This is a genomic window from Afipia dichlorophenoxyacetatis (assembly GCF_055386385.1).
The window spans coordinates 344,610-367,864 of sequence record NZ_AP029250.1 but is presented as its reverse complement, the minus strand read 5'-3'; the positions used below and the strand labels follow the sequence as shown (position 1 = coordinate 367,864).

The window sequence follows — 23,255 nt, the reverse complement described above, 5'->3', positions numbered from 1 at the left end:
ATGAAATTCCTCGATGAAGCCAAGGTCTATATTCGCTCCGGCGACGGAGGAAACGGCTGCGTGGCATTTCGCCGCGAGAAGTTCATTGAGTTCGGTGGACCGAGTGGCGGCAATGGCGGCCGCGGCGGCGACGTGATCGTCGAAGTTGCGGATGGTCTCAACACCCTGATCGACTATCGCTACCAACAGCACTTCAAGGCCCAGAAGGGCGTGAACGGCATGGGATCGGATCGCCATGGCGCTGGCGGCAAAGACATCGTGCTCAAGGTGCCGCTCGGCACGCAGATCTTCGACGAGGATCGCGAAACGCTCATTCACGATTTTACGAAAGTCGGCGAGAAATTTGTGTTGGCTGAGGGCGGCAACGGCGGATTTGGCAATGCTCACTTCAAGAGCTCGACCAATCGCGCGCCGCGCAACGCCAATCCCGGTCAACCCGGCGAAGAGCGCTGGATCTGGCTGCGGCTCAAACTGATCGCTGATGCCGGTCTTGTCGGTTTGCCCAATGCCGGGAAATCCACCTTCTTGTCAGTCGTGAGCGCGGCAAAGCCGAAGATCGCCGATTACCCGTTCACGACATTGCACCCGCAGCTTGGCGTTGTCGCTGTCGACGGGCGGGAATTCGTACTCGCGGATATTCCGGGATTGATCGAAGGTGCCCATGAGGGTGTCGGACTCGGCGACAGATTTTTGGGCCATGTCGAACGCTGCCGTGTGCTGCTGCATCTTGTCGATGCCACCACCGAGCATGCAGGCAAGGCCTACAAGACCGTACGTGCCGAACTTGAAGCCTATGACGAGCATCTTGCCGACAAGATTGAAATCGTCGCGCTCAACAAAATTGATGCGGTCACGCCTGAACAACTCAAGGACCAGAAGGCTCGACTAAAGCGAGCTGCGAAAAAGACACCGCTGTTGATTTCTGGCGTATCGCGGGAAGGCATCTCCGAGGCATTGCGCGCACTTGTCACAGTGATCGACGAAGCGCCGGTCTCCGCCAACGCACGAAAAGCGATCGAGTCCCCCTCTGCAAGCGAAGAAGAGCCGGAAGCCAAGGCGTGGTCGCCACTCGGCACCTGATCTGTTCTTCGTCTCCAGCTGATTCATTCCCGTCAAACACTGCGTTCTCATGTCGAAGCCCTCCCTCAAGAAATTTCGCCGCATCGTCGTCAAGGTCGGCTCATCACTGTTGATCGACGCGAAGGCGGGCGAAGTGCGCGCAGCCTGGCTTGCAGCACTTGCAGCTGACATCGCGAAGCTGCATCACGACGGCAAGGACGTGCTTGTTGTCTCGTCCGGCTCGATCGCTCTTGGCCGCAGCCGCCTCAAGCTGCCGAGCGGCACGTTGAAGCTCGAGGAAAGTCAGGCCGCAGCCGCCGTCGGTCAAATTGCGCTGGCGCGCACCTGGTCGGAAGTGCTCGGTGCGCACGGCATCGGCGCGGGACAGATTCTCGTCACGCTGCAGGACACTGAAGAACGGCGTCGTTATCTCAACGCGCGCTCCACCATTTCGAAACTGCTCGAATGGCGCGCGGTGCCCGTGATCAACGAGAACGACACCGTTGCAACCAACGAAATCCGCTATGGCGACAATGATCGTCTCGCCGCGCGCGTCGCCACCATGTCCAGCGCGGACCTGCTTGTGCTGCTCTCCGACATCGATGGTCTCTACACAGCGCCGCCAGCGGCCAACCCGAACGCGAAACTTATTCCTATCGTTGAGTCCGTGACCGCCGATATTGAAGCCATGGCGGGCGCAGCGGAATCCGAGCTCTCGCGCGGCGGCATGCGCACCAAGATCGAAGCCGCGAAGATCGCGACCAGCGCCGGCACGCATATGTTGATCGCATCCGGCAAGATCGAGCATCCGCTGCAAGCCATCGCCGATGGCGGTCCTTGCACGTGGTTCCTGACACCGGCCAACCCCGTGACCGCGCGCAAGCGCTGGATCGCGGGATCGCTTGAGCCTAAGGGCACACTGACCATCGACGCAGGTGCGGTGACGGCGCTGCGCGCCGGCAAAAGCCTGCTGCCGGCGGGGGTCATCCGGGTCGACGGACAGTTCGCCCGTGGCGATGCCGTGGTGGTCCGGGGGCCGGATACCCATGAAATCGGGCGCGGGCTCATTGCCTACGACGCCGAGGATGCCGAGAAGATCAAAGGACGCTCGTCGTCGGATGCCGCCCAGATCCTGGGCGTCAGCGGCCGGGCTGAGATGATCCACCGGGACGACCTGGTCGTGGGCGGGCCTCGCAGTACGGACAGCGCCAAATAGGCGGATCTCGGCCATTGGCCGACTTGCCGCCGGGCTGCCATGCCCTCTAAATCTCGCGAGGCTGAATTTTCTATGCTACGGCATAGCTTTACGTGAGTTCCACACCAGATAGACCCAGATGACCGCTCCGCTCAAAGCCCTCGAGGGCACAACCGATCTGAATGCGCTTATGATGGAGCTCGCTGCCGGTGCTTGCCGCGCCGCGCGCGTGCTGGCGATTGCGCCAACTGAGCAGAAAAATGCGGCTCTGGCTGCGATGGCTGACGCCATCCGCGCCAATGCATCCACCATTCTCGCCGCCAATGCCGAGGATGTCGCAGAAGCAAAAGCCGCCGGTTCAAGTGCGGCCTTTGTCGATCGTCTCGCACTCAACGAGGCCCGCATCGACGCTATGGCTGACGGCATCGATGTGGTGCGCAACATCGCCGACCCCGTTGGCAAGGTCACCGAGAGTTGGACACGGCCCAACGGCATGACCATCGAACGCGTGCGCGTCCCGCTTGGCGTCATCGGCGTGATCTTCGAAAGCCGTCCCAATGTTGCGGCCGATGCAGGCGCGCTCTGTCTCAAGTCTGGCAATGCGGTGATCCTGCGCGGCGGCTCCGACAGCTTCCGTTCGTGCAGCGCGATTCATCAGAGCCTCGTGGCGGGGCTGCGCAAAGCAGGGCTTCCCGAAGAATCAATCGTGCTGGTACCGACCCGCGATCGTGCAGCAGTCGGATTGATGCTCGCTGGCCTTCAGGGCGCGATCGATGTGATTGTCCCGCGCGGCGGCAAGAACCTTGTCGCCCGCGTGCAGGATGAGGCACGCGTGCCGGTGTTCGCACATCTCGAAGGCGTCAATCACGTCTTCATCGACAAGGCCGCGTCGCTTGATATGGCCAAGACCATCGTGCTCAACGCCAAGATGCGCCGGCCCGGCGTCTGTGGAGCAGCCGAGACTCTCCTCGTCGACAAAGCCGTTGCATCAACCCAGCTCAAGCCGCTCGTGACGATGCTGCTCGATGCCGGCTGTGAAGTGCGCGGCGGCGACGATGTGCGCGAGGTGGATGCCCGCGTGAACCCGGTGACGGAAGAAGACTGGGCGACCGAGTACGAGGCCCCCATTATTTCGGCGAAGATCGTCAGCGGACTTGACGAGGCGATTACACACATCGAGCGCTATGGCTCGCATCATACCGACGCCATCGTCACTGAAGACGCGAACGCCGCGAAGACATTCCTCAACGAAGTCGACTCTGCCATCGTTCTGCATAACGCCTCGACGCAATTTGCCGACGGCGGGGAATTCGGCTTCGGCGCAGAGATCGGAATCGCGACCGGGAAATTCCATGCGAGAGGGCCAGTCGGCGTTGAGCAATTGACCAGCTTCAAATACCGCGTTCATGGCACGGGCCAAACGCGTCCGTGAACGACCTGACATTGCCGACCGAGTTTCATCAGCCTCACGACATTCCGTTTCATACGGACGGCATGCGCATCGGCCTGCTTGGAGGATCCTTCAATCCTCCACACCATGCTCATCGTGCGATCAGCCTGTTTGCTTTGAAGCGCCTGAAGCTCGACCGCATCTGGTGGCTGGTGTCACCGGGAAATCCACTGAAACGAGGGCAGGCGCTTCACACGCTCGATGATCGCGTCGCAGCCGCGGAGAAAATGGCGAACGATCCGCGCATCGACGTGAGCTGTCTCGAAGCTGTCATCGGCACGCGGTATACGATGGACACGATTTCATACCTGCGTCGCCGATGTTCCGGCGTGCGTTTTGTCTGGATCATGGGCGCTGACAATCTTGCGCAGTTCAATCGCTGGGAAAGCTGGCGACGCATCGCAGACTTGGTGCCGATCGCCGTGATCGACCGCCCACCTGACAGCTTTCGCGCTCTCTCCTCTGTGGCAGCACAAACGCTTGCGGCTTACCGCGTCGATGAAAGAGATGCGGGAACCTTGGCTGTTCGCCGTGCGCCGGCATGGACATTTCTGACCGGCCTCAAATCAGATCTTTCGTCCACGCGTCTCCGGAACCCGGATGGAAGCTGGAAGAGCGCATGATGTTTTTCAGTAGGGAACTTTGTGAAGCACTCAGGTTCCGCCCTGGAAGATTGAAAACGTTAACCCCAAGTGTTTATGATGATGTCGGGCATCAAGATTCGATGCTCGCGATACAGTGAAAGGAATGGTCCCTGACCACATCTGTATTGTCTAAGGCTCGTACTGAAACGATGCCTGTAGCGGCCTTGAAGGCGCGCCCTGACGCCGACGAGACGCTGAACCTGATCCTCTCCCGTCTTGAAGATATGAAGGCGGAAGAGACGGTCACCATCGACCTCCGCGGCAAATCCTCCATCACCGACTACATGATCGTCACCTCCGGGCGGGCCAACCGTCACGTCGGCGCGATCGCGGAGAACGTCGCGAAAAGTCTCAAGGAAAACGGAATCGCTGCTCCTCACGTCGAAGGCTTGTCGGCCTGCGACTGGGTGCTGATCGATTCCGGCGATGTGATCGTTCACGTATTCAGACCGGAAGTCCGTGAGTTCTACAATCTTGAAAAGATGTGGGACTCGGACAAGCCGACGGCAAAACGGGCGCGCTAAGAGCGCTGACAAGATCGCGGCGGTGACCGCGAGAGTGTGCGTGCTGGACGCTGCAGCACGCAAGGCGGGTTGCGCAATCTGCGCCTTACCTTGTATGGAAGACCCGCTGTCATCGCGGAAGAAGGAATGCTGGCCGCCAACGCCAAAGAGAGGATGCGGCCCCCTTTATGTCCGCGTCCCGAGCGGGCTGCAGATCATCGGCACAATGCATTAGCGGAAAATCGAAACAAAGCCGCTGAGAGACCGGCAAGCAATATGCCATAAATTTCGGCAGTTGTTGAACCTGCCTCAATAGAACAGCTACCAATCGCATGGTAACAAGATGCCATCTGGCGGGAGCGGAGGATGGTCAACGACGACTTCATAACGATGCACATGACAAGTGCAGCGTTCTCAGGCCGCGATCGCGTGGAGGCGTTCCGTGAAACTTACGGACGCCAAGTGATGCAGCTTGAGATGGATCCACATCCCGATCATCCTTTCGAACTGGATTTCATGGTGCGCGGTTTCTCAGGCTTTGGCCTTGCCGCAGGCACGATTTCGCCGACACGCAACACCCATACCGCTGAAATGATCGACAACGATGATGTCGTTCTTATCTTCCCCTCACAGGGCTGCGGCACGCTGAAGCAGATCGGACGCGAAGTCACCATCAGGGGTGGCGAAGCGGCACTGATATCGAACGGCTCGGTGGGAGTCTTCTCCGGCAATGTGCCATCTCGTCTGATGAACTTCCGGCTCAACCGAGCATTGCTGTCATCACTGACCCCGGACGTCGATGCAGCTCTCCTTCGTCCCATTACACGTGACAATCCTGCGCTACAGATGCTGGCTAGATATGCCGGGATTGTGGATGACTCTGACGCATTGGCAACGCCAGAACTGCGTCGTGCGGTCGTCCTGCATATGCATGATCTCGTCGGCCTGGCACTCGGCGCAACGGCTGACGGCACACAGATCGCGCGACAGCGTGGCGTGCGCATGGCGCGACTCCGCGCTATCAAGGACGACATCGCGGCTAATCTCTTCCAGAAAAATCTTTCTGCCGAGGTACTGGCAAATCGCCACGGCATTTCGCCACGCTACGTCAACATGCTGTTTGAAGCGGAAGACTTGTCCGTATCAGGCTTCATCCTGACGCAGCGTCTGATGCAGGCTCATCGGATGCTGTCCGATCCGCGCCTGGCAAAGCGCGCCATCAGCGCCATCGCCTATGATGTCGGCTTCAGCGACCTATCCTACTTCAACCGCACGTTCCGACGCCGCTATGGTTTAACGCCAAGCGACGTCCGCCAGGGCTCCATTCTTGGATAAGTCTCGCGGTCTCAGTCGAACCGGTAATTGATGCCGGCACGTGCAATGTTGTCGCGGACGCGGAGAGCAAAAGCGAACTCTCCTCCATCCGGACCTGGCACCACAACGCCGTGGGAGATTGAGCCGAAATCCATGTAAAGATATTCGACCTTGGCCGACCAATTTCCGCCTAACGCAGTTTCAATCCCTCCGCCAACCGCATAGCCTGTCAGGTTGTCCTTGTAGTCGTTCGCGAATACCGGAGAGAAATCGACGGCCGAGAGACTGGATTTGACCTGCGTGACTGCCAAGCCGCCGGTTGCATAAAACAACGCTGGACCGGTCGTATAACCAACCCTGCCGCGCAATGTCGAAAACCACTGCAAATTATGCTCAGCATTGACGGTCTGATCCGGCAGACAGAAAGCCACACAAAGCTTGTCGTTCTGTTTGGCGAATTGATAATCGGCTTCCACGCCAAGAACCCATCTTTCACTCTGCCAATTAAACCCGCCCTGCACACCGCCAAGAACAGATCTCGGCGCGGACGAGAATTCATCACTTGTGGCGCCGTCGCCAATAAACGCGCCCGGCGAGCGCTCGACGCCATAACCAGCATGACCGCCGATATAAAAGCCTCTCCAGCTATAGATCGAGGCCGTTGACCACGCGGGAGCGAGCTGGGACTCGCCATTGAAACCACCACCGCCAAACCTGTAGTTCAAACCCGCGCGCACGATGTGGTCGCGAACTGGGTTTCCAAACGTCACCGGCTGACCGTTGCCCGTGTCGGGAATTGCGTGAGTCACGTGACCGAAATCAAGATAGAGATACTCGGCCTTCGCCGTCCAATTGCCCCAAAGCGCAGCCTCGACGCCACCTCCGATGGTCCACCCGGACTTGCTGTCCGAGAAATTGCCTGATGTCGTTTTTGGGGTCATCCCATCGAAGCCGGAAAGCGACGTCTCCACTTTCGTAAAGGCTGCACCGCCCGTCGCGTAGAAGAGCACGGGACCAGCCGCATAACCGAGGCGGCCTCGCACCGTGGCGAACCATGGCAATCGTTGGCTGTCCTGAAACGTCAGAACGCCACAAAAATCAAAGCAAATTGAATCGCGCTGGGCGCCGGCCTGAAAATCCCCCTCAATGCCGACGACCAAATTCGACATCTGAAAATTGTACCCTGCCTGCACACCGCCGAACCAGCCAGCCGGGCTCAGGGATGGCTGGTTGGTGCCGTCGGAGGCCGACGCAAATGATTGCACCACAGGGTTCGCGCCAAAGCCGTAACCGGCATTCGCGCCCACATAAAAACCTGACCAGTCATAAACCCGAGAGACCGGATTTGCCTTGACCGGCATATCGGCAGCGTGGGCCACCCCCACCGTCGAAACCGCGAGCAACAATCCTGCCGAACATCTCGCAGTCCTCAATTGATGCCAGACCATTTCTCACCCCGAAAGCTCACCCTCATGGGCGGCAACCTATGAGAAGTCCCTGCTAATTTCTTGGGCCGGCCGACGGAACAAGTTGGACAGGACACTGCTCCAGCCGATTTGAACCAGCCGTTGCAAACCTGCGACAAACTGCCACATATGGATCGAGGCAGGGGCAGGTCGTGGCAAACGACGAGATCACAACGGTACGTCTCGCAAGTTCGGATTTTTCCGATCGCGAGGCATTTCATGAAACGTTCGGCCGCGCGATCATGCGGCTCGATATTGATCCGCTCCCCGGGCATCCCCTCAACGTCGATATGACCCTGCGTGCCCTGCCTGGATTAGGCATTGGAACGGGTTGGATTTCTCCTACGATCAATCATCATCCTGCGAGCCTGATCGACAATGACGATCCCGTGCTGGTCGTCTCACGCCACGGCGCCGGCACCCTGAGGCAGGTGGGCCGCGAGATAACGCTCGAAAACGGCCAGGCAACCCTGACGAGCAACGGCGTTGTCGGATCGTTCATTGGCCACATACCCTCTTTCCTTCTCACGTTTCGGCTGACGCGCAATCTGCTCGCCGCACGCATCCCTGACCTTGATGACGCTCTGATCCGTCAAATACCTGCAAACCATCCGGCATTGCGGCTGCTCGCAGGCTACTCATCGGCATTGGGTGACGATCAGGCACTGGCGACCCCGGAGCTCCGACATGCGGTCAGCAACCATGTTCATGACCTCGTCGCGCTGGTCCTTGGCGCGACGGGTGACGCTGCTGCTCTGGCCAACGAGCGAGGCGTCAAAGCCGCACGCCTACGGGCGATCAAGGCTGACATCATCGAGCACTGCCGTCAGCACCACTTCTCCATCGAAACCATTGCCCGGCAGCACCAGATTTCCCCGGTGTATATCCGACAACTGCTGGCAGCCGACGGCACCACCTTCACCGAGCTGGTGACTTACTACCGGCTCGCTCACGCACACCGCATGCTGACCGACCCTCGCTATGCCGACCGTGCGATCAGTTTGATTGCTTTCGAGTCCGGCTTCAGCGACTTGTCCTACTTCAATCGCACCTTCCGCCGCCGCTACGGTGCAAAGCCTTCCGATATTCGCGCGAATGCGCTCAGTTCTCCTTCGTTCGAAACGGGTTTACCGTAAACGACAAACACGTGTCCGACCGACCGTGACGCATGCTAAAAAACCGCATGCACCTTCTCGTCATTGGCATCGGCCGTCTGAAGCAAGGTCCCGAACGGGAGCTCGCCGAACGCTATCGCGAACGTTTTGACGACATCAGCCGGAAGCTGGGATTCCGCGGCCTCCAGATTCATGAAATTCCGGAAAGCCGCGCACGCGATGCAGCCGCACGAATCGCCGAAGAGGCGATGGCGATCACAGCGCTCATTCCTGACAAATCGTCCATCATTGCCCTCGACGAACGCGGCGACAGTATCGACAGCGCTACATTCGCGCGGCATCTTGGCCGCTGGCGCGACGAATCAGTTCCAAACGTTGCTTTTTTGATAGGTGGCGCGGACGGACTTTCGCCTGAATTGAGGCGCAAAGCCAAGCTCAGCGTCGCATTCGGCAAAGCGACGTGGCCGCATCAGATGGTGCGTGTCATGTTACTGGAACAGATTTATCGGGCCGCGACCATTTTGTCCGGCCACCCATATCACCGCGCATAAGTCGGCAGACATCGAACCGCACGTGACCCACGCGATAAGCACCGCAAACACGCTGACGATGCGCCGGTTCATGCATGGCGCAGCGTTGCCCGTGGTTTTGTCATGCCTGCAGGCGGCCAACGTCAACCTGACGGGTCTGCTGATTTCGACAGCTGCCGCTCAAACCACCAAGACCCAGATCGCAGCACCTGATCCCGACGCCATCAAGCAACGAACGCAAGAGCTCGAAGCTGCACGCGAACAGCAAAGACGGGCGGCCGAGCAACAAGAGAAACTCAAGGCCGACATCGCCGCTATTGGCCAGGACCGCACCAAGCTCAACCAGCAACTGATTGATATCGCCGGCCGCGTCCGCGATATCGAAGGCCAGATCGCTGACACCGAAGGCCGGCTCCGGCCGTTGGATGCCCGCGAACTTCAGATTCGTGCCTCGCTCGAATCGCGCCGGGACGAAATTGCGGAGGTGCTCGCGGCCCTACAGCGCGCCGGGCGCCGGGCGCCTCCTGCGCTTATCGTGAGGCCCGAGGATGCCCTCCAGTCGCTGAGGACCGCCATGCTGCTCGGCGCGGTGGTCCCCGAGATGCGTGCCCGCGCGACAAAGCTCGCAAGCGACCTGGGTGAGCTCGTCACCCTGCGCAAAAACATTTCCGAGGAGCGAGACAGGCTGGCGACCGATCGCGACAGACTCAATTCCGACCGGACCCGGCTGGCGGCTCTGGTCCAGGAACGTCAGAAAAATCAGACCGACGCTGAGAGGGATATGGAGGCCGAGCGACAACGCGCCGCCAATCTGTCGCGTCAGGCCGATAACCTTCAGGACCTGATCGCGAAGATGGAGCAGGACGTGAAAGCCGCGGCGAAGGCTGCCGCGGCCGCGGAGCTGAAGGGAACCCCGGCCGCTTTGAACGGCAAGCCGGATCTCGGCGCCCTCAAGGACCCCGGCCGCCTCAGCCCGGCCATCGCATTTGCCTCGGCCAAAGGCCTACTGCCGACACCGGTCAACGGCACCAGGATCCGCAGTTTCGGCGGTTCCGATGGGGTTGGCGGTCAAGAGAAGGGTATCTCCATCGCCACGCGGCCGGGGGCCCAGGTCACAACCCCGTGTGATGGCTGGGTTGTGTATGCAGGACCCTTCCGAAGCTATGGACAACTCTTGATCCTGAATGCGGGCGGCGGGTATCATATATTAATCGCCGGGATGGAACGTATTTCGGTCAATATCGGCCAGTTTGTTCTGACAGGAGAGCCGGTAGCGACCATGGGAAGCACGTCTCAGGTCGCTTCAATTCTAGCGGCGGCGCCCAGCCAGCCAGTCCTCTATGTTGAGTTCCGGAAAGACGGCACTCCTATCGATTCGGGCCCATGGTGGGCCGTAAAACAAGGCGAAAAGGTTCGCGGATGATGCGTAAGACTTCCCTTATCCTCCTCAGCGCCGCTGCAGGCGCGGCAGCAACGCTCTTTCTGACGCAGCCGCGCGCGGCCTTGGTCGGATCGACAGCGCGCGCAGCATCGTCCGATACGTATCGCCAGCTCAATCTGTTCGGCGATGTGTTCGAGCGCGTCCGCAGCGACTACGTCGAGAAGCCGGATGACAGCAAGCTGGTCGAAACCGCCATCAGCGGCATGCTGAGCGGTTTGGATCCGCACTCCAGCTACATGGACGCCAAGAGCTTCCGCGACATGCAGGTGCAGACGCGCGGCGAGTTCGGCGGTCTCGGCATCGAAGTCACCATGGAAGACGGCCTGATCAAGGTCGTTTCGCCGATCGACGATACGCCGGCGTCGAAGGCCGGCATTATGGCCAACGACATCATCACCAACCTCGACGACGAGGCTGTGCAGGGTCTGACACTGAACCAGGCCGTCGAGAAAATGCGCGGCCCGGTCAACACCAAGATCAAGCTGAAGATCCTCCGCAAGGGTCAGGACAAGCCGGTCGAAGTGACGCTGACCCGCGACAACATTCGTGTCCGCTCCGTGCGCGCACGCGTTGAGGGCGACGATATCGCCTATATCCGCATCACGACCTTCAACGAGCAGACCACTGAAGGCCTGAAGCGCGAGATGGCCAACCTCACCCAGCAGATCGGTCCGGACAAGATCAAGGGCTATATCCTCGACCTGCGCAACAATCCGGGCGGACTGCTCGAGGAAGCCGTATCGGTCTCCGACTCGTTCCTCGATCGTGGTGAAATCGTCTCCACCCGCGGCCGCAATGCGGAGGAAACTCAGCGCCGCACCGCCAAGCCTGGCGACCTCGCCAAGGGCAAGCCGGTGATCGTGCTGGTCAACGGCGGCTCGGCATCGGCTTCGGAAATCGTCGCCGGCGCACTGCAGGATCACAAGCGCGCGACGCTGATCGGCACGCGTTCATTCGGCAAGGGATCGGTGCAGACCATTATCCCGCTCGGCTCGGGCAATGGTGCGCTCCGCCTGACCACCGCGCGGTACTTCACGCCGTCGGGCAAGTCGATTCAGGCCAAGGGCATTACGCCGGACATCGAAGTCCTGCAGGACGTGCCTGATGAGTTGAAGTCGAAGACCGATACCAAGGGCGAGGCTTCGCTGCGCGGCCATCTCAAGGCCGAGGGTGCGGAAGAAACCGGTTCGCAGTCATACGTGCCGCCGGATGCCAAGGACGACAAAGCCCTTAAGATGGCTGCTGATTTGCTGCACGGCATCAAGCAGACCACCTCGGCACCTGCGCCGACTGACAAGGCGAGCACGAACAAGGCCGCCAACTAACAGACGATTCTATTCTTCGATCGGACTCGGGCGGCCTTCGGGCCGCCCTTTTCGTTTGTGCTCTTCCGCAAAGATCTCGATTTCACTCGCCCCGCGTGCCGCCCGATGGGCCCGGTCGTGGTAGGATTCGGTATTGATTCGCGAGGTTGATTGGCAGTGACCACCGACGATCTGAGCGCCCCACTTGGGCAGGATCGGCCGCGCAGACGGCGATTCCAGCTTCCCTTTACAGCGCCGCAGGCTCTGACCGCTCTGTTCGGTCTTTTTCTTGCGACGTTTTTGGGGTTCGCGATTTTCAACCACGACCCATTGGGCGGTGAGCCCGTCGCCAAGGTTGCCTATAATTTACCGTCGCCGTCGGGCGAAAAATCTGCGCCCCCCTCCGCCGCTCCCGCTCACACACAAGCTCCGGCTGGCGAAGCTTTGAAGGCGCCAGGGCAACAGACAATCACGATTATCGATGGCTCCAGCGGCAATCGTCAGGACGTCCTGATCGGAGGGAGCTCCGACAGTTCGGCTAAGAATGACGAGCCGTCAGCGCCGTTGGCCGACGTCAATCCAAAGCTGCTTGAGACATCGCGCTATGGCATGATTCCGATCGCCGCCGACAACCTTAAGCCGTTTCGGGCCTATGCCGCCGGAAGCGATGCCGAGCGAGCCATGGCCGCGAAGACGCCAAGCATCGCCATTGTCATTACGGGGCTCGGCGTCGGGGCAGCCAAGACAACCGAAGCAATTCTCAAACTTCCTAGCGCGGTTACCCTGGCTTTCACGCCGTACGGCGCTGATCCCGCCAAGCTCGTGACGCGGGCCCGCGCGCAGAAGCATGAGGTGCTGCTGCAGGTGCCGATGGAACCGTTCGATTATCCCGATAACGATCCCGGTCCTCAGACCCTTTTGACCTCCCTCGGCCCTGAACAAAACCTCGATCGCTTGGCGTGGCATATGAGCCGGTTCCAGGGATATGTGGGCATCGCCAATTTCATGGGATCGCGCATGCTGGCAAGCGATGCGGTGATGAAGCCAATCATTCAGGATGCGGCCAAGCGTGGTCTGGCCTATCTCGACGATGGCTCCGTCTCACGAAGCGTTGCCGTTGTTCTCGCCGACAGCGTCAGCATGCCCTACGCCAAGGCTGACGTAAGCATCGATACGCTCCCCACGGCCCTCGATATCGACCGCTCCCTCACCAAACTCGAGACATTGGCCCGCGAGCGCGGCTCTGCCATCGGAGTGGCGTCATCTTTGCCGGTATCGATCGAACGGATCGGGAACTGGGCCAAGCAGCTCGAGGGGCGCGGTATCATGCTTGTGCCGTTGACAACGGTGATGCTGAAACCAAAATCAAGCTAAACCTAGTGTCCCGAATCCAAAGTTCGCCTTATCGAGCAGCGCGCTCCGTAGCGAACTTTGGATTCGAGAGGACACTAGTAAATCCATGATGCTAGGGTGGTTTAGGTTCAGAAGTTCGCTGGAAGGACTCGCGGGAAAACAGAGCGAACTTCTGAACCACCACACTAGGGCCGGTCTCCGGTTCGATTATGCATCATGGAGCACACGGGCGCAGGAGCGCTGGCTTAGTGCGGTAGATCTGACGTTCGTATCAATATTAACTGCGAGTCCGAGATACGAACTTCAGAACCGGAACACTAGTCGGCTCACGACCAGGGATTTTACAGGATGGCGCGTTACGACGATCTGCCCTACCGGACCTGTGTCGGGATGATGCTGATCAATGCGGAGGGGCTGGTATTTATCGGGCGCCGCGCTGGCGGCCCGGAGCATGTTGATCAGACCCATGTGTGGCAAATGCCGCAGGGCGGGGTGGACGCCGGTGAAGACACTTGGGCAGCCGCCAAGCGCGAGCTTTTTGAGGAAACCAATGCCCGGTCGGTTGAGAAGCTCGCTGAGGTCGCCGACTGGCTGACCTATGACATTCCACGCACGGTGGCTGGACGCGCCTGGAAGGGCCGTTTCCGCGGCCAGAAGCAGAAGTGGTACGCCATTCGCTTTACCGGCAAGGACAACGAAATCAACATCGCTTCCCCAGCAGGGCACAAGCCGGAATTCGTGGACTGGCGCTGGGAGCCCATGAAGAACCTTCCCGAGCTAATCGTGCCCTTTAAGCGGCCGGTCTACGAGCGCGTGGTTCAGGAATTCGGGAAATTCGCCGCTAAATAATCTCCCGCAATGAAAAAAGCCCCGCATTGCGGGGCTTTTTTATCGAATTGAATGTGCGGATCAGTGCATCGCCGTCGAGGTGATGTGGGCCTGGATCGCCTTGAAGTGATCGAGCCGGGTGATCGCGCGGTCGAGCGCGTTGCCCGGTTCTTCTTCCTTCAGATTCTCTTCCATCTCTGCAATCTGATTGGCGAACGCGGACTTATCGAGCTCCGCCAGAGACGTTGCAGTATCGGCGAGAACCGTGAGGCCCTTCTCCGAGACTTCCGCAAGGCCGCCGAGCACAATGATCTTCTCGTGCTTGCCACCAACGGTGACGGTCATGATGCCCGGGCGGACGCTCGCCACCAGCGGCGAATGACCGGCCATCACGCCGAAATCCCCTTCAACGCCGGGAATATCGACCTGCTCGACTTCACCCGAGAAGGCGATCTTTTCCGGCGAAACAAGATCGAAGTGAAATGTAGCCATCGTGCTTACGCCGCTTCTGCTGCGAGCTTCTTGCCCTTCTCGACAGCCTCTTCAATGGTGCCGACCATGTAGAAGGCAGCTTCCGGCAGGTGATCGTACTTGCCTTCGCAAAGGCCCTTGAAGCCCTTGATGGTGTCGGCGAGGTCGACGAACTTGCCCGGCGAACCGGTGAAGATTTCGGCGACGTGGAACGGCTGCGACAGGAAGCGCTCGATCTTGCGGGCGCGGGCCACGGTCAGCTTGTCCTCTTCGGACAGTTCGTCCATGCCGAGAATGGCGATGATGTCTTGCAGCGACTTGTAGCGCTGAAGCACCTGCTGAACCATGCGCGCGGTCTGATAGTGCTCTTCGCCGACGATCAGTGGCGACAGCATGCGCGAGGTCGAGTCGAGCGGGTCCACCGCCGGATAGATGCCCTTTTCCGAAATTGCGCGGTTCAACACGGTCGTCGCGTCCAAGTGGGCGAACGACGTTGCAGGCGCCGGGTCGGTCAAGTCGTCGGCCGGCACGTAGATCGCCTGCACCGAGGTGATCGAGCCCTTGTTGGTGGTGGTGATGCGCTCCTGCAGGGCGCCCATGTCGGTCGCCAGCGTCGGCTGATAACCCACCGCCGAAGGAATACGGCCGAGCAGCGCCGACACTTCCGAACCTGCCTGCGTGAAGCGGAAGATGTTGTCGACGAAGAACAGCACGTCCTGACCCTGATCGCGGAAGTGCTCAGCGACCGTCAGACCCGTCAGACCGACGCGAGCGCGAGCGCCCGGCGGCTCGTTCATCTGGCCGTAAACGAGGGCGCACTTGGAGCCTTCGCCGCCGCCCTTCTTGTTCACGCCGGATTCGATGAACTCGTGATAGAGGTCGTTGCCTTCACGGGTACGCTCACCCACGCCGGCGAACACTGAGTAGCCGCCGTGCGCCTTCGCAACGTTGTTGATCAGTTCCTGAATGAGCACGGTCTTGCCGACGCCGGCGCCGCCGAACAGGCCGATCTTGCCGCCCTTGGCGTAAGGCGCGAGCAAGTCGACGACCTTGATGCCGGTGACGAGAATTTCCGCTTCAGTCGACTGATCGGTGTAGAGCGGCGCTTCCTGGTGGATGGCGCGGGTGTCTTCGGCCTTGACCGGGCCCTGTTCATCCACCGGCTCGCCGATGACGTTCATGATGCGGCCCAGCGTTCCAGCACCAACTGGCACCTTGATCGGGGCGCCGGTGTCAGTGACTTCCTGGCCGCGCACCAGACCTTCGGTGGTGTCCATCGCGATAGCGCGCACGGTGGATTCACCGAGATGCTGCGCGACTTCGAACACGAGGCGGTTGCCCTGGTTCTTGGTCTCGATGGCGTTGAGAATTGCAGGCAGATAGCCGTCGAACTTCACGTCGACGACGGCGCCGATGACCTGGGTGATGCGTCCAATCTGATTGGCGGGGGAAGCCATGGATAGTCTCTCCTGAAGTCTGAAACTTTAAACGGCGGTCAATTTGACGGGCACGTTGCCCTTGGTCGCCTTCGAATACGGGCAAATGGTGTGAGCATCTTCGATCAGCGCCTGCAGCTTGTCCTTGTCTGCACCTGGAAGCGCGACCTTCAATTCTGCTGCGAGCGAGAACGCGCCGTCATTGACGTTGAGCGTCACTTCGCAGGTCACCTTGGCAGCCTGGCCATCCAACCCATGCTTCTTGGCCAGAACCAAGATGGCCTGGCCGAAGCAGGCCGACCAACCGAGCGCAAACAATTGCTCTGGATTGTGGCCATCGCCGGCGCCGCCGAGATCCTTCGGCAGAGCCATGGCAAGTGCGAGACCGCCATTCTCGAGAACCGCACGTCCGTTGCGTCCGCCTGACGTGGTAGCCTTCGTGACATAAGCCATCGTGACTCTCCTCAGATTGCCTCGGCACCGGAGATGATTTCGATCAGTTCCTTCGTAATCATCGCCTGACGAGTGCGGTTGTAGATCAGCGTCTGCTTGCGGATCATGTCGCCCGCGTTACGGGTCGCGTTGTCCATGGCAGTCATCTGCGCACCATAGAACGACGCGTTGTTTTCAAGCAGAGCGCGGAAAACCTGTACGGCGAGGTTACGCGGCAGCAGGTCTGCGAGGATTTCCTCCTCGGCCGGCTCATAATCATACACGGCATTCGAGGCGCTCTTGCCGTCTTCCTTCGCTTCGAGCTCCAGCGGAATGATCTGCTGCGCGGTCGGGACCTGTGCGATCACCGACTTGAAGCGGGAGTAGAACAGCGTGCAGACGTCGAAGTCGCCTGCCTCGAACATCGCGATAACCTTCTTCGCGATCTCGTCTGCGTTCTTGTAGCCCAGCACCTTCACGGAGCGGAGCTCCATGTGTCCGACGATCTGTTTGTCAAACTGACGGCGCAGCTGCTCGTAGCCCTTGCGGCCAACGCAGAAGAACTTGACCTCTTTGCCCTGGTTCATCATCGCCAATGCGCGCTCGCGCGCCAGGCGTACGATGGAGGAATTGAATGCGCCGGAGAGACCACGCTCGCCCGTGCAAACCAGCAGCAAATGCACCTTATCGCTGCCGTTACCAGCAAGCAGCGCGGACGCGGAGCCGGAACCGTTAGCTGCGCCAGCAATATTTGAGATCACCGCATCCATACGCTCAGCGTAAGGGCGTGCAGCTTCAGCCGCCGTCTGGGCGCGGCGCAACTTCGACGCCGCCACCATCTGCATGGCCTTGGTGATCTTCTGCGTCGCCTTGGTGGAGGCGATGCGGACGCGCATGTCCTTGAGAGACGCCATTCTTTATCTCACCCTGACGATCCGACCCTCGGCCAGATCGCAAATCCCTCTGTCGTCATGCCCGGCCGTGCGCCGGGCATCCCGTCTCAAATTGAATAGCCGAAGCGAACTTCGGCCATTGAAAATCAAGCAAACGTCTTGGCGTAAGCTTCGACCGCGCTCTTGAGCTTGCCGGCAACGTCGTCGGACAGGTCCCGCGAGTCGCGGATCGCATTGAGGATGTCGACGTGCTTGCCGCGCATCAGCGACAGCAGCCCATCCTCGAAGGCGCGAACCTTGCTGACAGGAATGCCGTCGAGATAGCCGTTGGTACCGGCCCAGATCACGACAACCTGCTCTTCCATCTTCAGCGGCGAGAACTGCGGCTGCTTCAGGAGTTCAGTGAGGCGCGAGCCGCGTGCCAGAAGGCGCTGGGTCGACGCGTCGAGGTCCGAACCGAACTGCGCGAACGCCGCCATTTCGCGGTACTGCGCAAGCTCGCCCTTGATCTTGCCGGCGACCTTCTTCATCGCCTTGGTCTGCGCCGACGATCCGACGCGCGACACCGACAGACCAACGTTCACAGCGGGACGGATGCCCTGGAAGAACAGATCGGTTTCCAGGAAGATCTGGCCGTCGGTGATCGAAATCACGTTGGTTGGAATGTAGGCCGACACGTCGTTGGCCTGGGTTTCAATGACCGGCAGAGCGGTCAGCGAACCATTGCCATGCTCATCATTGAGCTTCGCAGCGCGCTCGAGAAGGCGGGAGTGCAGGTAGAACACGTCGCCCGGATAAGCTTCGCGGCCCGGCGGACGGCGCAGCAGGAGCGACATCTGACGGTAAGCGACGGCCTGCTTGGACAAGTCGTCGTAAATGATAACGGCGTGCATGCCGTTGTCGCGGAAGTACTCACCCATGGTGCAGCCGGTAAACGGCGCGAGGTACTGCATTGGCGCCGGATCGGATGCGGTTGCCGCAACGACGATCGAGTATTCCAGCGCGCCCTGCTCTTCGAGAACCTTCACGAACTGGGCAACGGTCGAACGCTTCTGGCCGATCGCGACGTACACGCAATAGAGCTTCTGGCTCTCTGGCGCGCCGGCGACGTTCAACGGCTTCTGATTGAGAATGGTGTCGAGAGCGATCGCGGTCTTACCGGTCTGGCGGTCACCGATGATCAGCTCGCGCTGGCCGCGGCCAACGGGGATCAGGGCGTCGATGGCCTTGAGGCCGCTCGCCATCGGCTCATGCACCGACTTGCGTGGAATGATGCCTGGCGCCTTGACGTCAACGCGCTTGCGTTCGGTCGACTGGATCGGGCCCTTGCCGTCGATCGGATTGCCGAGCGCGTCAACGACGCGGCCCAGCAGGCCCTTGCCGACAGGCGTGTCGACGATGGCGCGGGTGCGCTTGACGGTCTGACCTTCCTTAATTTCACGGTCGGCACCGAAAATAACGACACCGACGTTGTCGCTTTCAAGGTTCAGCGCCATGCCGCGCGTACCGTTTTCGAACTCGACCATTTCGCCCGCCTGGACGTTGTCGAGACCGTAGACGCGGGCAATGCCGTCGCCAACCGAGAGAACCTGACCGACTTCGGAGACTTCAGCTTCCTGGCCGAAATTCTTGATCTGGTCCTTGAGGATTGCGGAAATTTCCGCGGCGCGGATGTCCATCAGCCTGCCTCTTTCATCGCGTGCTTGATCGCATTGAGTTTGGTGCGGAGCGAGCTGTCCACCATGCGGCTGCCGAGCTTGACGACAAGCCCGCCGATGATTGACGGATCGATCTTCACGTTGAGATCGACGTCCTTGCCCGACACTGATTTCAGTGCGGCCTTGAGGGCGTCGAGATTCTTGTCGCTGAGGGGCTCAGCAACAGTAACTTCAGCAGTGGCCTCGCCCTTGAACTTGGCGACCAGCGCACGGAAAGCCCTGATGACATCCGCCACGGCGAAGAGCCGGCGATTCGCGGTCAGAACTTTCAGGAAATTCGCGGCAATGCCGCTGATGCCGGCCTTTTCGAGCACGGCAGAGAGCGCCTTGATTTGCGCATCGGCAGTAAAAACAGGGCTGCGAACGAGCCTCAAAAGATCCGGGCTGTCCGCCAGCATGGCGTCAAACTTGTCGAGATCTGCCTTGACGGCGTCGACGGATTTCGCGTCGCGGGCCAGTTCAAACAGCGCCGTCGCATAGCGACCGGACACGCCTGATACGGATGGATCTTCAGCTGCCACAAAAAAGCTCTCTAGCTGATGAATGCCCAAGGAAACGACCATCGCCAGCATACGGTGCCGTGACGGCACCAAGCGATCCAAGTCCTTGGAATTCAAGCGGGACTTCGATTTTTGGCCGGAGCGACCTACCCAGCAGCCCAAAATCGCGGTTTTGCTAACATAGGGCGCGCGCAGGTGCAACATGACGACGTTTACAGACGCGCTTTTCGCGGCGCTGGTTTGTCGCAGCGAACACGCATTCGCCGCACCACGCTAGCCGCCTGCGCCCACGCTCCCTTGACCTGGGTCAACCCCTTCTCGCCTAGGAATCGAATCATGGGTGGTCGCCCCTCCCGCCGGGCGACCAAGCCGACCCCAACGCCACGCCTCAGCGTTGCAGAAACTCAACGGACCGTCCCTCTTCCTACATTCAGGCATTCCATAGACGCATATCTGGAACGATAACCGTTCCTTTACGTTTACTTGAGGTAGGCAATATTCCCGCGAACTATACAGTATAGGTAAGTAATACTGATGTATTCGCCGTGGATAAATACAGATTATAGAAAACATAGAAGTTAACGCTGCATTTTAAACATAATTGTACCCTTCGATGGAACGAATTTGATTGCCGTGCTTATGCCTCATTATTGAATGATCCAGCGCACGTCGTAACAACTGGCTCGATATAGCCAGGCGATGGATTGCAATACCAATTAGGGGATTAGCTATATGATTAACGCTCTTAAGGGCGTGCCATTTCGAGGCGCGACAATTCGGAATGCCTCGATGGTTGTGCTGGCTGCCAGCACCGTGGCTCTTACTTCCTCGGCAAGTGAGGCCCGCACCCGTAGAGATTGGCGTGATGCCAACGCCTCAATCAGCTCCGGCCACTCGTTTTCTGGAATGGCTTCCTATTATGGCAATGAATCCGGCAGCAAGACTGCTTCCGGCCAGCGATTCAATCAGAACGCCATGACTGCTGCACATCGGACCCTGCCGTTCGGCACCCGTCTGCGCGTGACCCACAACGGGCAAAGCGTCGTTGTGACCGTCAACGACCGCGGCCCCTTCATTCGTGGCCGCGTTCTCGATCTTTCGAAGGGTGCCGCCCGTGCGATCGGCATTACCGGCCGTGGCGTCGGCCGCGTCGTCGCCGAAGTTCAATAAGCACACACAACATCCTGCCAGAGGCTGCCCCGGCAGTGTCTGGAAAACGCGATGTTCGCGCTTATCTGAAGTGTCAGTAGCGTAAAGCGTTTGTAGCGTATGAGTTGAGTTGCGTTGAAAAGGCCGGCACCGGTTGTGCCGGCCTTTTTCATTGGCACTCGCTCTAGCGTGGAGAACGCATGAATGGAGTTATCTATCTGAGCATCGGATTTATCCGAAAACCGCTACGCACTTTTCGGTCCGATGCTCTACAGAAAGCTTTGCGGATCGATGTCGATCTCGAGTTTCAGATTGCCCATCGGCTTGGGCGCGCCCGCGATCCAGTGGCGCACATAGTCGGAAAGATCCACATTGCGCGCTGATTTCACCAGCAGGCGGAACCGATATCGTCCCTTGATCACCGCAAGCGGTGCTTCCGCTGGACCGAGCACCTGTACCCGCTCATCAAGCGGCGCCAGAGACACAAGCTTTCGGGCAAAACCTTCCGCGGTCGGGCGATCGCCGGCCGAGACAATAAAGCTCGCAAGCCTGCCAAACGGAGGATAGAGCGCACGCTCGCGTGATTCGATTTCGCTGGCGTAAAACGCCTCGCGATCCGAGGCGACGAGGGCCTTCATCACCGGATGTTCCGGCTGATGCGTTTGCAGATAGCCGACGCCGCGTCCTTGCTCACGGCCGGCACGCCCGATCACCTGATTGAGCAACTGGAATGTCCGCTCCGCGGCGCGCGGATCGCCGTTACCAAGCCCCAAATCGGCATCAACAACTCCGACGAGATTGAGCCGCGGGAAATTATGCCCCTTGGCCACGAGTTGTGTGCCGATGATGATATCGACACGGCCTTCCGCGATCTCATTCAACTCCGCACGCATGGTCTCGATCGACGTGATCACATCACTCGATAGCACCATGGTGCGTGCATCGGGAAACAGCGCCGCCGCTTCTTCCTGCAATCGTTCCACGCCCGGGCCAATAGCCGCAAGCGATTCCTCCGCGCTGCATTGCGGACATTGATGCGGGCGCGGCATCGAGAAGCCGCAGTGATGACAGACGAGGCGTTGGCGAAAACGATGATCGACCAGCCACGCATCGCAAATCGTGCAGGCGAAGCGATGCCCGCAGGCGCGACACAACGTCAGCGGCGCATAGCCGCGGCGATTGAGGAACAGCAGCGCCTGTTCCTTACGCTCGATAGCGATTTTGATTTCTTCCGCCAGCCGCGGTGAGATGAACTTTCCACGCGGAGGGCCTTCACGCTTGAGATCAATCGCCTCGATGTGGGGCATGTGCTGGCCACCGAAGCGAGACGGCAATGCAACGCGGCGATAGCGGCCCTTGCGCGCATTGACTTCACTTTCCACTGACGGCGTCGCGGAACACAACACCACAGGAATTTTCGCGATGTGCCCGCGCACCACCGCCATGTCACGCGCGTGATAATGCGCGCCCTCGTCCTGCTTGTAGGCCTGATCGTGCTCTTCATCGACGACGATGAGACCGAGATTGGCATAAGGAAGAAAAAGCGCCGAGCGCGCGCCAACCACCACCTGCGCTTCTCCAGACGCAACGGCCGCCCAATTGCGCGCCCGCGTGCGCGGCGTCAGTTCCGAATGCCACTCGATCGGCCGCACGCCAAAGCGCGACGCGAAGCGTTCCAGAAACTGGCCGGTGAGCGCAATCTCCGGCATCAGGATCATTGCCTGCTTGCCGCGGCGAATGATTTCCGCCACCGCTTCGAAATAAACCTCGGTCTTGCCCGAGCCGGTGACGCCGTCCAGCAGCGCGACGTTGAATTCGTCCTTGGACGCAAACTCGCGCAGCACATCCGCCGCAGCGCTTTGTTGAGGCGATAGATCCGGCTCTGCAAACGATGGATCGGGCGCTGGTGCTGCAAGTTCCCGCGGCATCGGCTCGATCGTCAGCGTGCCCTCATCGACAAGGCCATCGACGACACCGGCACTGACGCCTGCCTCCTTCGCAACCTCACTCTTCGCGTGCAGCAGTCCGTCTGAGAGAATGTCGATCAGCCGGCGCCGCGCAGGCGTCAGGCGCTGCGGCGGAGCGCCCACAAGCCGCACGCCCATCCGCACCCGCTCGGGCCCGAGATGCTCGCCCATCCGCAACGCCATGCGAAGCACCATGCCCCGCGCCGACAACGTGTAATTGGCGACCCAGTCCACGAAGCTGCGCAGTTCCGGCTTCAGCGACGGAACATCCAGCTTATCGCCGGTGTCCTTGAGGCGGTTATGCAGCCGGGGATCGGGATTGGCATTCTCGGCCCAGACCACGGCCGTCACATCGCGCGGCCCCAGCGGCACGCTGACCACGTCACCCGGATTGAGATCAGCGCCGTCCGGAACGCGATAGGAATAGGCCTGGTTGAGGGCGACCGGCACGAGAACGTCGACAACTCGTCTTGCCATGCCAGCGAAA

General features: G+C 59.9%; 21 protein-coding genes. 13 read left to right on the top strand and 8 right to left on the bottom strand.

Going from position 1 to position 23,255, the window contains the following annotated elements; genetic code table 11:
• From obgE to ACZ5C3_RS01740, 6 genes are all read left to right on the top strand, one after another.
• A complete protein-coding gene (gene obgE, locus ACZ5C3_RS01765) occupies window positions 1-1,080 on the top strand; it encodes a GTPase ObgE (protein WP_464034786.1) in 1,080 nt (359 codons plus the stop codon).
• Between the two features lie 49 nt (window positions 1,081-1,129).
• On the top strand, window positions 1,130-2,275 hold the full coding sequence (proB, locus tag ACZ5C3_RS01760; RefSeq protein WP_464034785.1) for a glutamate 5-kinase: 1,146 nt from the start codon (window positions 1,130-1,132) through the stop codon (window positions 2,273-2,275).
• A gap of 118 nt (window positions 2,276-2,393) precedes the next feature.
• Window positions 2,394-3,686, top strand: coding sequence for a glutamate-5-semialdehyde dehydrogenase (locus ACZ5C3_RS01755; protein ID WP_464034783.1), 1,293 nt, complete (start codon window positions 2,394-2,396; stop codon window positions 3,684-3,686).
• Window positions 3,683-4,327, top strand: a complete 645-nt coding sequence (locus ACZ5C3_RS01750) for a nicotinate-nucleotide adenylyltransferase (RefSeq protein ID WP_464034781.1) — start codon at window positions 3,683-3,685, stop codon at window positions 4,325-4,327. Before ACZ5C3_RS01755 ends, ACZ5C3_RS01750 begins: the two co-directional genes overlap by 4 nt.
• Before the next feature lie 170 nt (window positions 4,328-4,497).
• Complete coding sequence (rsfS, locus tag ACZ5C3_RS01745; protein WP_464044470.1) at window positions 4,498-4,872, top strand: ribosome silencing factor; 375 nt, start codon at window positions 4,498-4,500, stop codon at window positions 4,870-4,872.
• A 345-nt stretch (window positions 4,873-5,217) separates the two neighbouring features.
• Window positions 5,218-6,186 carry a helix-turn-helix domain-containing protein gene (locus tag ACZ5C3_RS01740; protein ID WP_464034778.1) on the top strand — a complete coding sequence of 323 codons (969 nt, stop codon included), beginning with the start codon at window positions 5,218-5,220 and terminating at the stop codon, window positions 6,184-6,186.
• An 11-nt stretch (window positions 6,187-6,197) separates the two neighbouring features.
• Here the strand turns inward: ACZ5C3_RS01740 and ACZ5C3_RS01735 are convergent, their stop codons facing one another.
• A complete protein-coding gene (locus ACZ5C3_RS01735; RefSeq protein WP_464034776.1) occupies window positions 6,198-7,613 on the bottom strand; it encodes an outer membrane protein in 1,416 nt (471 codons plus the stop codon).
• A gap of 170 nt (window positions 7,614-7,783) precedes the next feature.
• On the opposite strand from ACZ5C3_RS01735, the gene ACZ5C3_RS01730 reads away from it, so the two are divergent.
• The 6 genes from ACZ5C3_RS01730 to ACZ5C3_RS01705 all read left to right on the top strand — a co-directional run bounded on the left by ACZ5C3_RS01730 (window position 7,784) and on the right by ACZ5C3_RS01705 (window position 14,223).
• Window positions 7,784-8,767 carry an AraC family transcriptional regulator gene (locus ACZ5C3_RS01730; protein WP_464034775.1) on the top strand — a complete coding sequence of 328 codons (984 nt, stop codon included), beginning with the start codon at window positions 7,784-7,786 and terminating at the stop codon, window positions 8,765-8,767.
• Between the two features lie 47 nt (window positions 8,768-8,814).
• Window positions 8,815-9,297 (top strand): 23S rRNA (pseudouridine(1915)-N(3))-methyltransferase RlmH, encoded by a 483-nt coding sequence (rlmH, locus tag ACZ5C3_RS01725; RefSeq protein WP_464044469.1) that lies wholly within the window; start codon window positions 8,815-8,817, stop codon window positions 9,295-9,297.
• Window positions 9,298-9,355: 58 nt separating this feature from the next.
• Window positions 9,356-10,699: a murein hydrolase activator EnvC family protein gene (locus ACZ5C3_RS01720; RefSeq protein WP_464044809.1), complete on the top strand. Its 1,344-nt coding sequence runs from the start codon at window positions 9,356-9,358 to the stop codon at window positions 10,697-10,699.
• Window positions 10,696-12,042 (top strand): S41 family peptidase, encoded by a 1,347-nt coding sequence (locus ACZ5C3_RS01715; protein ID WP_464044468.1) that lies wholly within the window; start codon window positions 10,696-10,698, stop codon window positions 12,040-12,042. The genes ACZ5C3_RS01720 and ACZ5C3_RS01715 overlap by 4 nt, the downstream gene beginning before the upstream one ends.
• 156 nt (window positions 12,043-12,198) lie before the next feature.
• Window positions 12,199-13,395 (top strand): divergent polysaccharide deacetylase family protein, encoded by a 1,197-nt coding sequence (locus tag ACZ5C3_RS01710; RefSeq protein WP_464038472.1) that lies wholly within the window; start codon window positions 12,199-12,201, stop codon window positions 13,393-13,395.
• A gap of 327 nt (window positions 13,396-13,722) precedes the next feature.
• Window positions 13,723-14,223: an RNA pyrophosphohydrolase gene (locus tag ACZ5C3_RS01705; RefSeq protein ID WP_464044467.1), complete on the top strand. Its 501-nt coding sequence runs from the start codon at window positions 13,723-13,725 to the stop codon at window positions 14,221-14,223.
• Window positions 14,224-14,283: 60 nt separating this feature from the next.
• On the opposite strand, the gene ACZ5C3_RS01700 is transcribed toward ACZ5C3_RS01705, so the two are convergent.
• The 6 genes from ACZ5C3_RS01700 to ACZ5C3_RS01675 form a co-directional block, all read right to left on the bottom strand.
• Complete coding sequence (locus ACZ5C3_RS01700) at window positions 14,284-14,694, bottom strand: F0F1 ATP synthase subunit epsilon (protein WP_464034772.1); 411 nt, start codon at window positions 14,692-14,694, stop codon at window positions 14,284-14,286.
• A gap of 5 nt (window positions 14,695-14,699) precedes the next feature.
• Window positions 14,700-16,130, bottom strand: coding sequence for a F0F1 ATP synthase subunit beta (gene atpD / locus ACZ5C3_RS01695; RefSeq protein ID WP_464034770.1), 1,431 nt, complete (start codon window positions 16,128-16,130; stop codon window positions 14,700-14,702).
• Window positions 16,131-16,157: 27 nt separating this feature from the next.
• Complete coding sequence (locus ACZ5C3_RS01690) at window positions 16,158-16,562, bottom strand: organic hydroperoxide resistance protein (RefSeq protein WP_464044466.1); 405 nt, start codon at window positions 16,560-16,562, stop codon at window positions 16,158-16,160.
• Window positions 16,563-16,573: 11 nt separating this feature from the next.
• Window positions 16,574-17,455 (bottom strand): F0F1 ATP synthase subunit gamma, encoded by an 882-nt coding sequence (locus ACZ5C3_RS01685; RefSeq protein WP_464034769.1) that lies wholly within the window; start codon window positions 17,453-17,455, stop codon window positions 16,574-16,576.
• 125 nt (window positions 17,456-17,580) lie between these two features.
• Window positions 17,581-19,113 carry a F0F1 ATP synthase subunit alpha gene (atpA, locus tag ACZ5C3_RS01680; protein ID WP_464034767.1) on the bottom strand — a complete coding sequence of 511 codons (1,533 nt, stop codon included), beginning with the start codon at window positions 19,111-19,113 and terminating at the stop codon, window positions 17,581-17,583.
• Window positions 19,113-19,673: a F0F1 ATP synthase subunit delta gene (locus ACZ5C3_RS01675; protein WP_464034765.1), complete on the bottom strand. Its 561-nt coding sequence runs from the start codon at window positions 19,671-19,673 to the stop codon at window positions 19,113-19,115. The genes atpA and ACZ5C3_RS01675 overlap by 1 nt, the downstream gene beginning before the upstream one ends.
• Before the next feature lie 711 nt (window positions 19,674-20,384).
• Here ACZ5C3_RS01675 and ACZ5C3_RS01670 point away from each other — a divergent pair.
• Window positions 20,385-20,822, top strand: a complete 438-nt coding sequence (locus tag ACZ5C3_RS01670) for a septal ring lytic transglycosylase RlpA family protein (protein WP_464034763.1) — start codon at window positions 20,385-20,387, stop codon at window positions 20,820-20,822.
• A gap of 248 nt (window positions 20,823-21,070) precedes the next feature.
• Here ACZ5C3_RS01670 and ACZ5C3_RS01665 read toward each other — a convergent pair whose 3' ends face one another.
• Window positions 21,071-23,245, bottom strand: coding sequence for a primosomal protein N' (locus tag ACZ5C3_RS01665; protein WP_464034761.1), 2,175 nt, complete (start codon window positions 23,243-23,245; stop codon window positions 21,071-21,073).
• Between the last annotated feature and the right edge of the window lie 10 nt (window positions 23,246-23,255).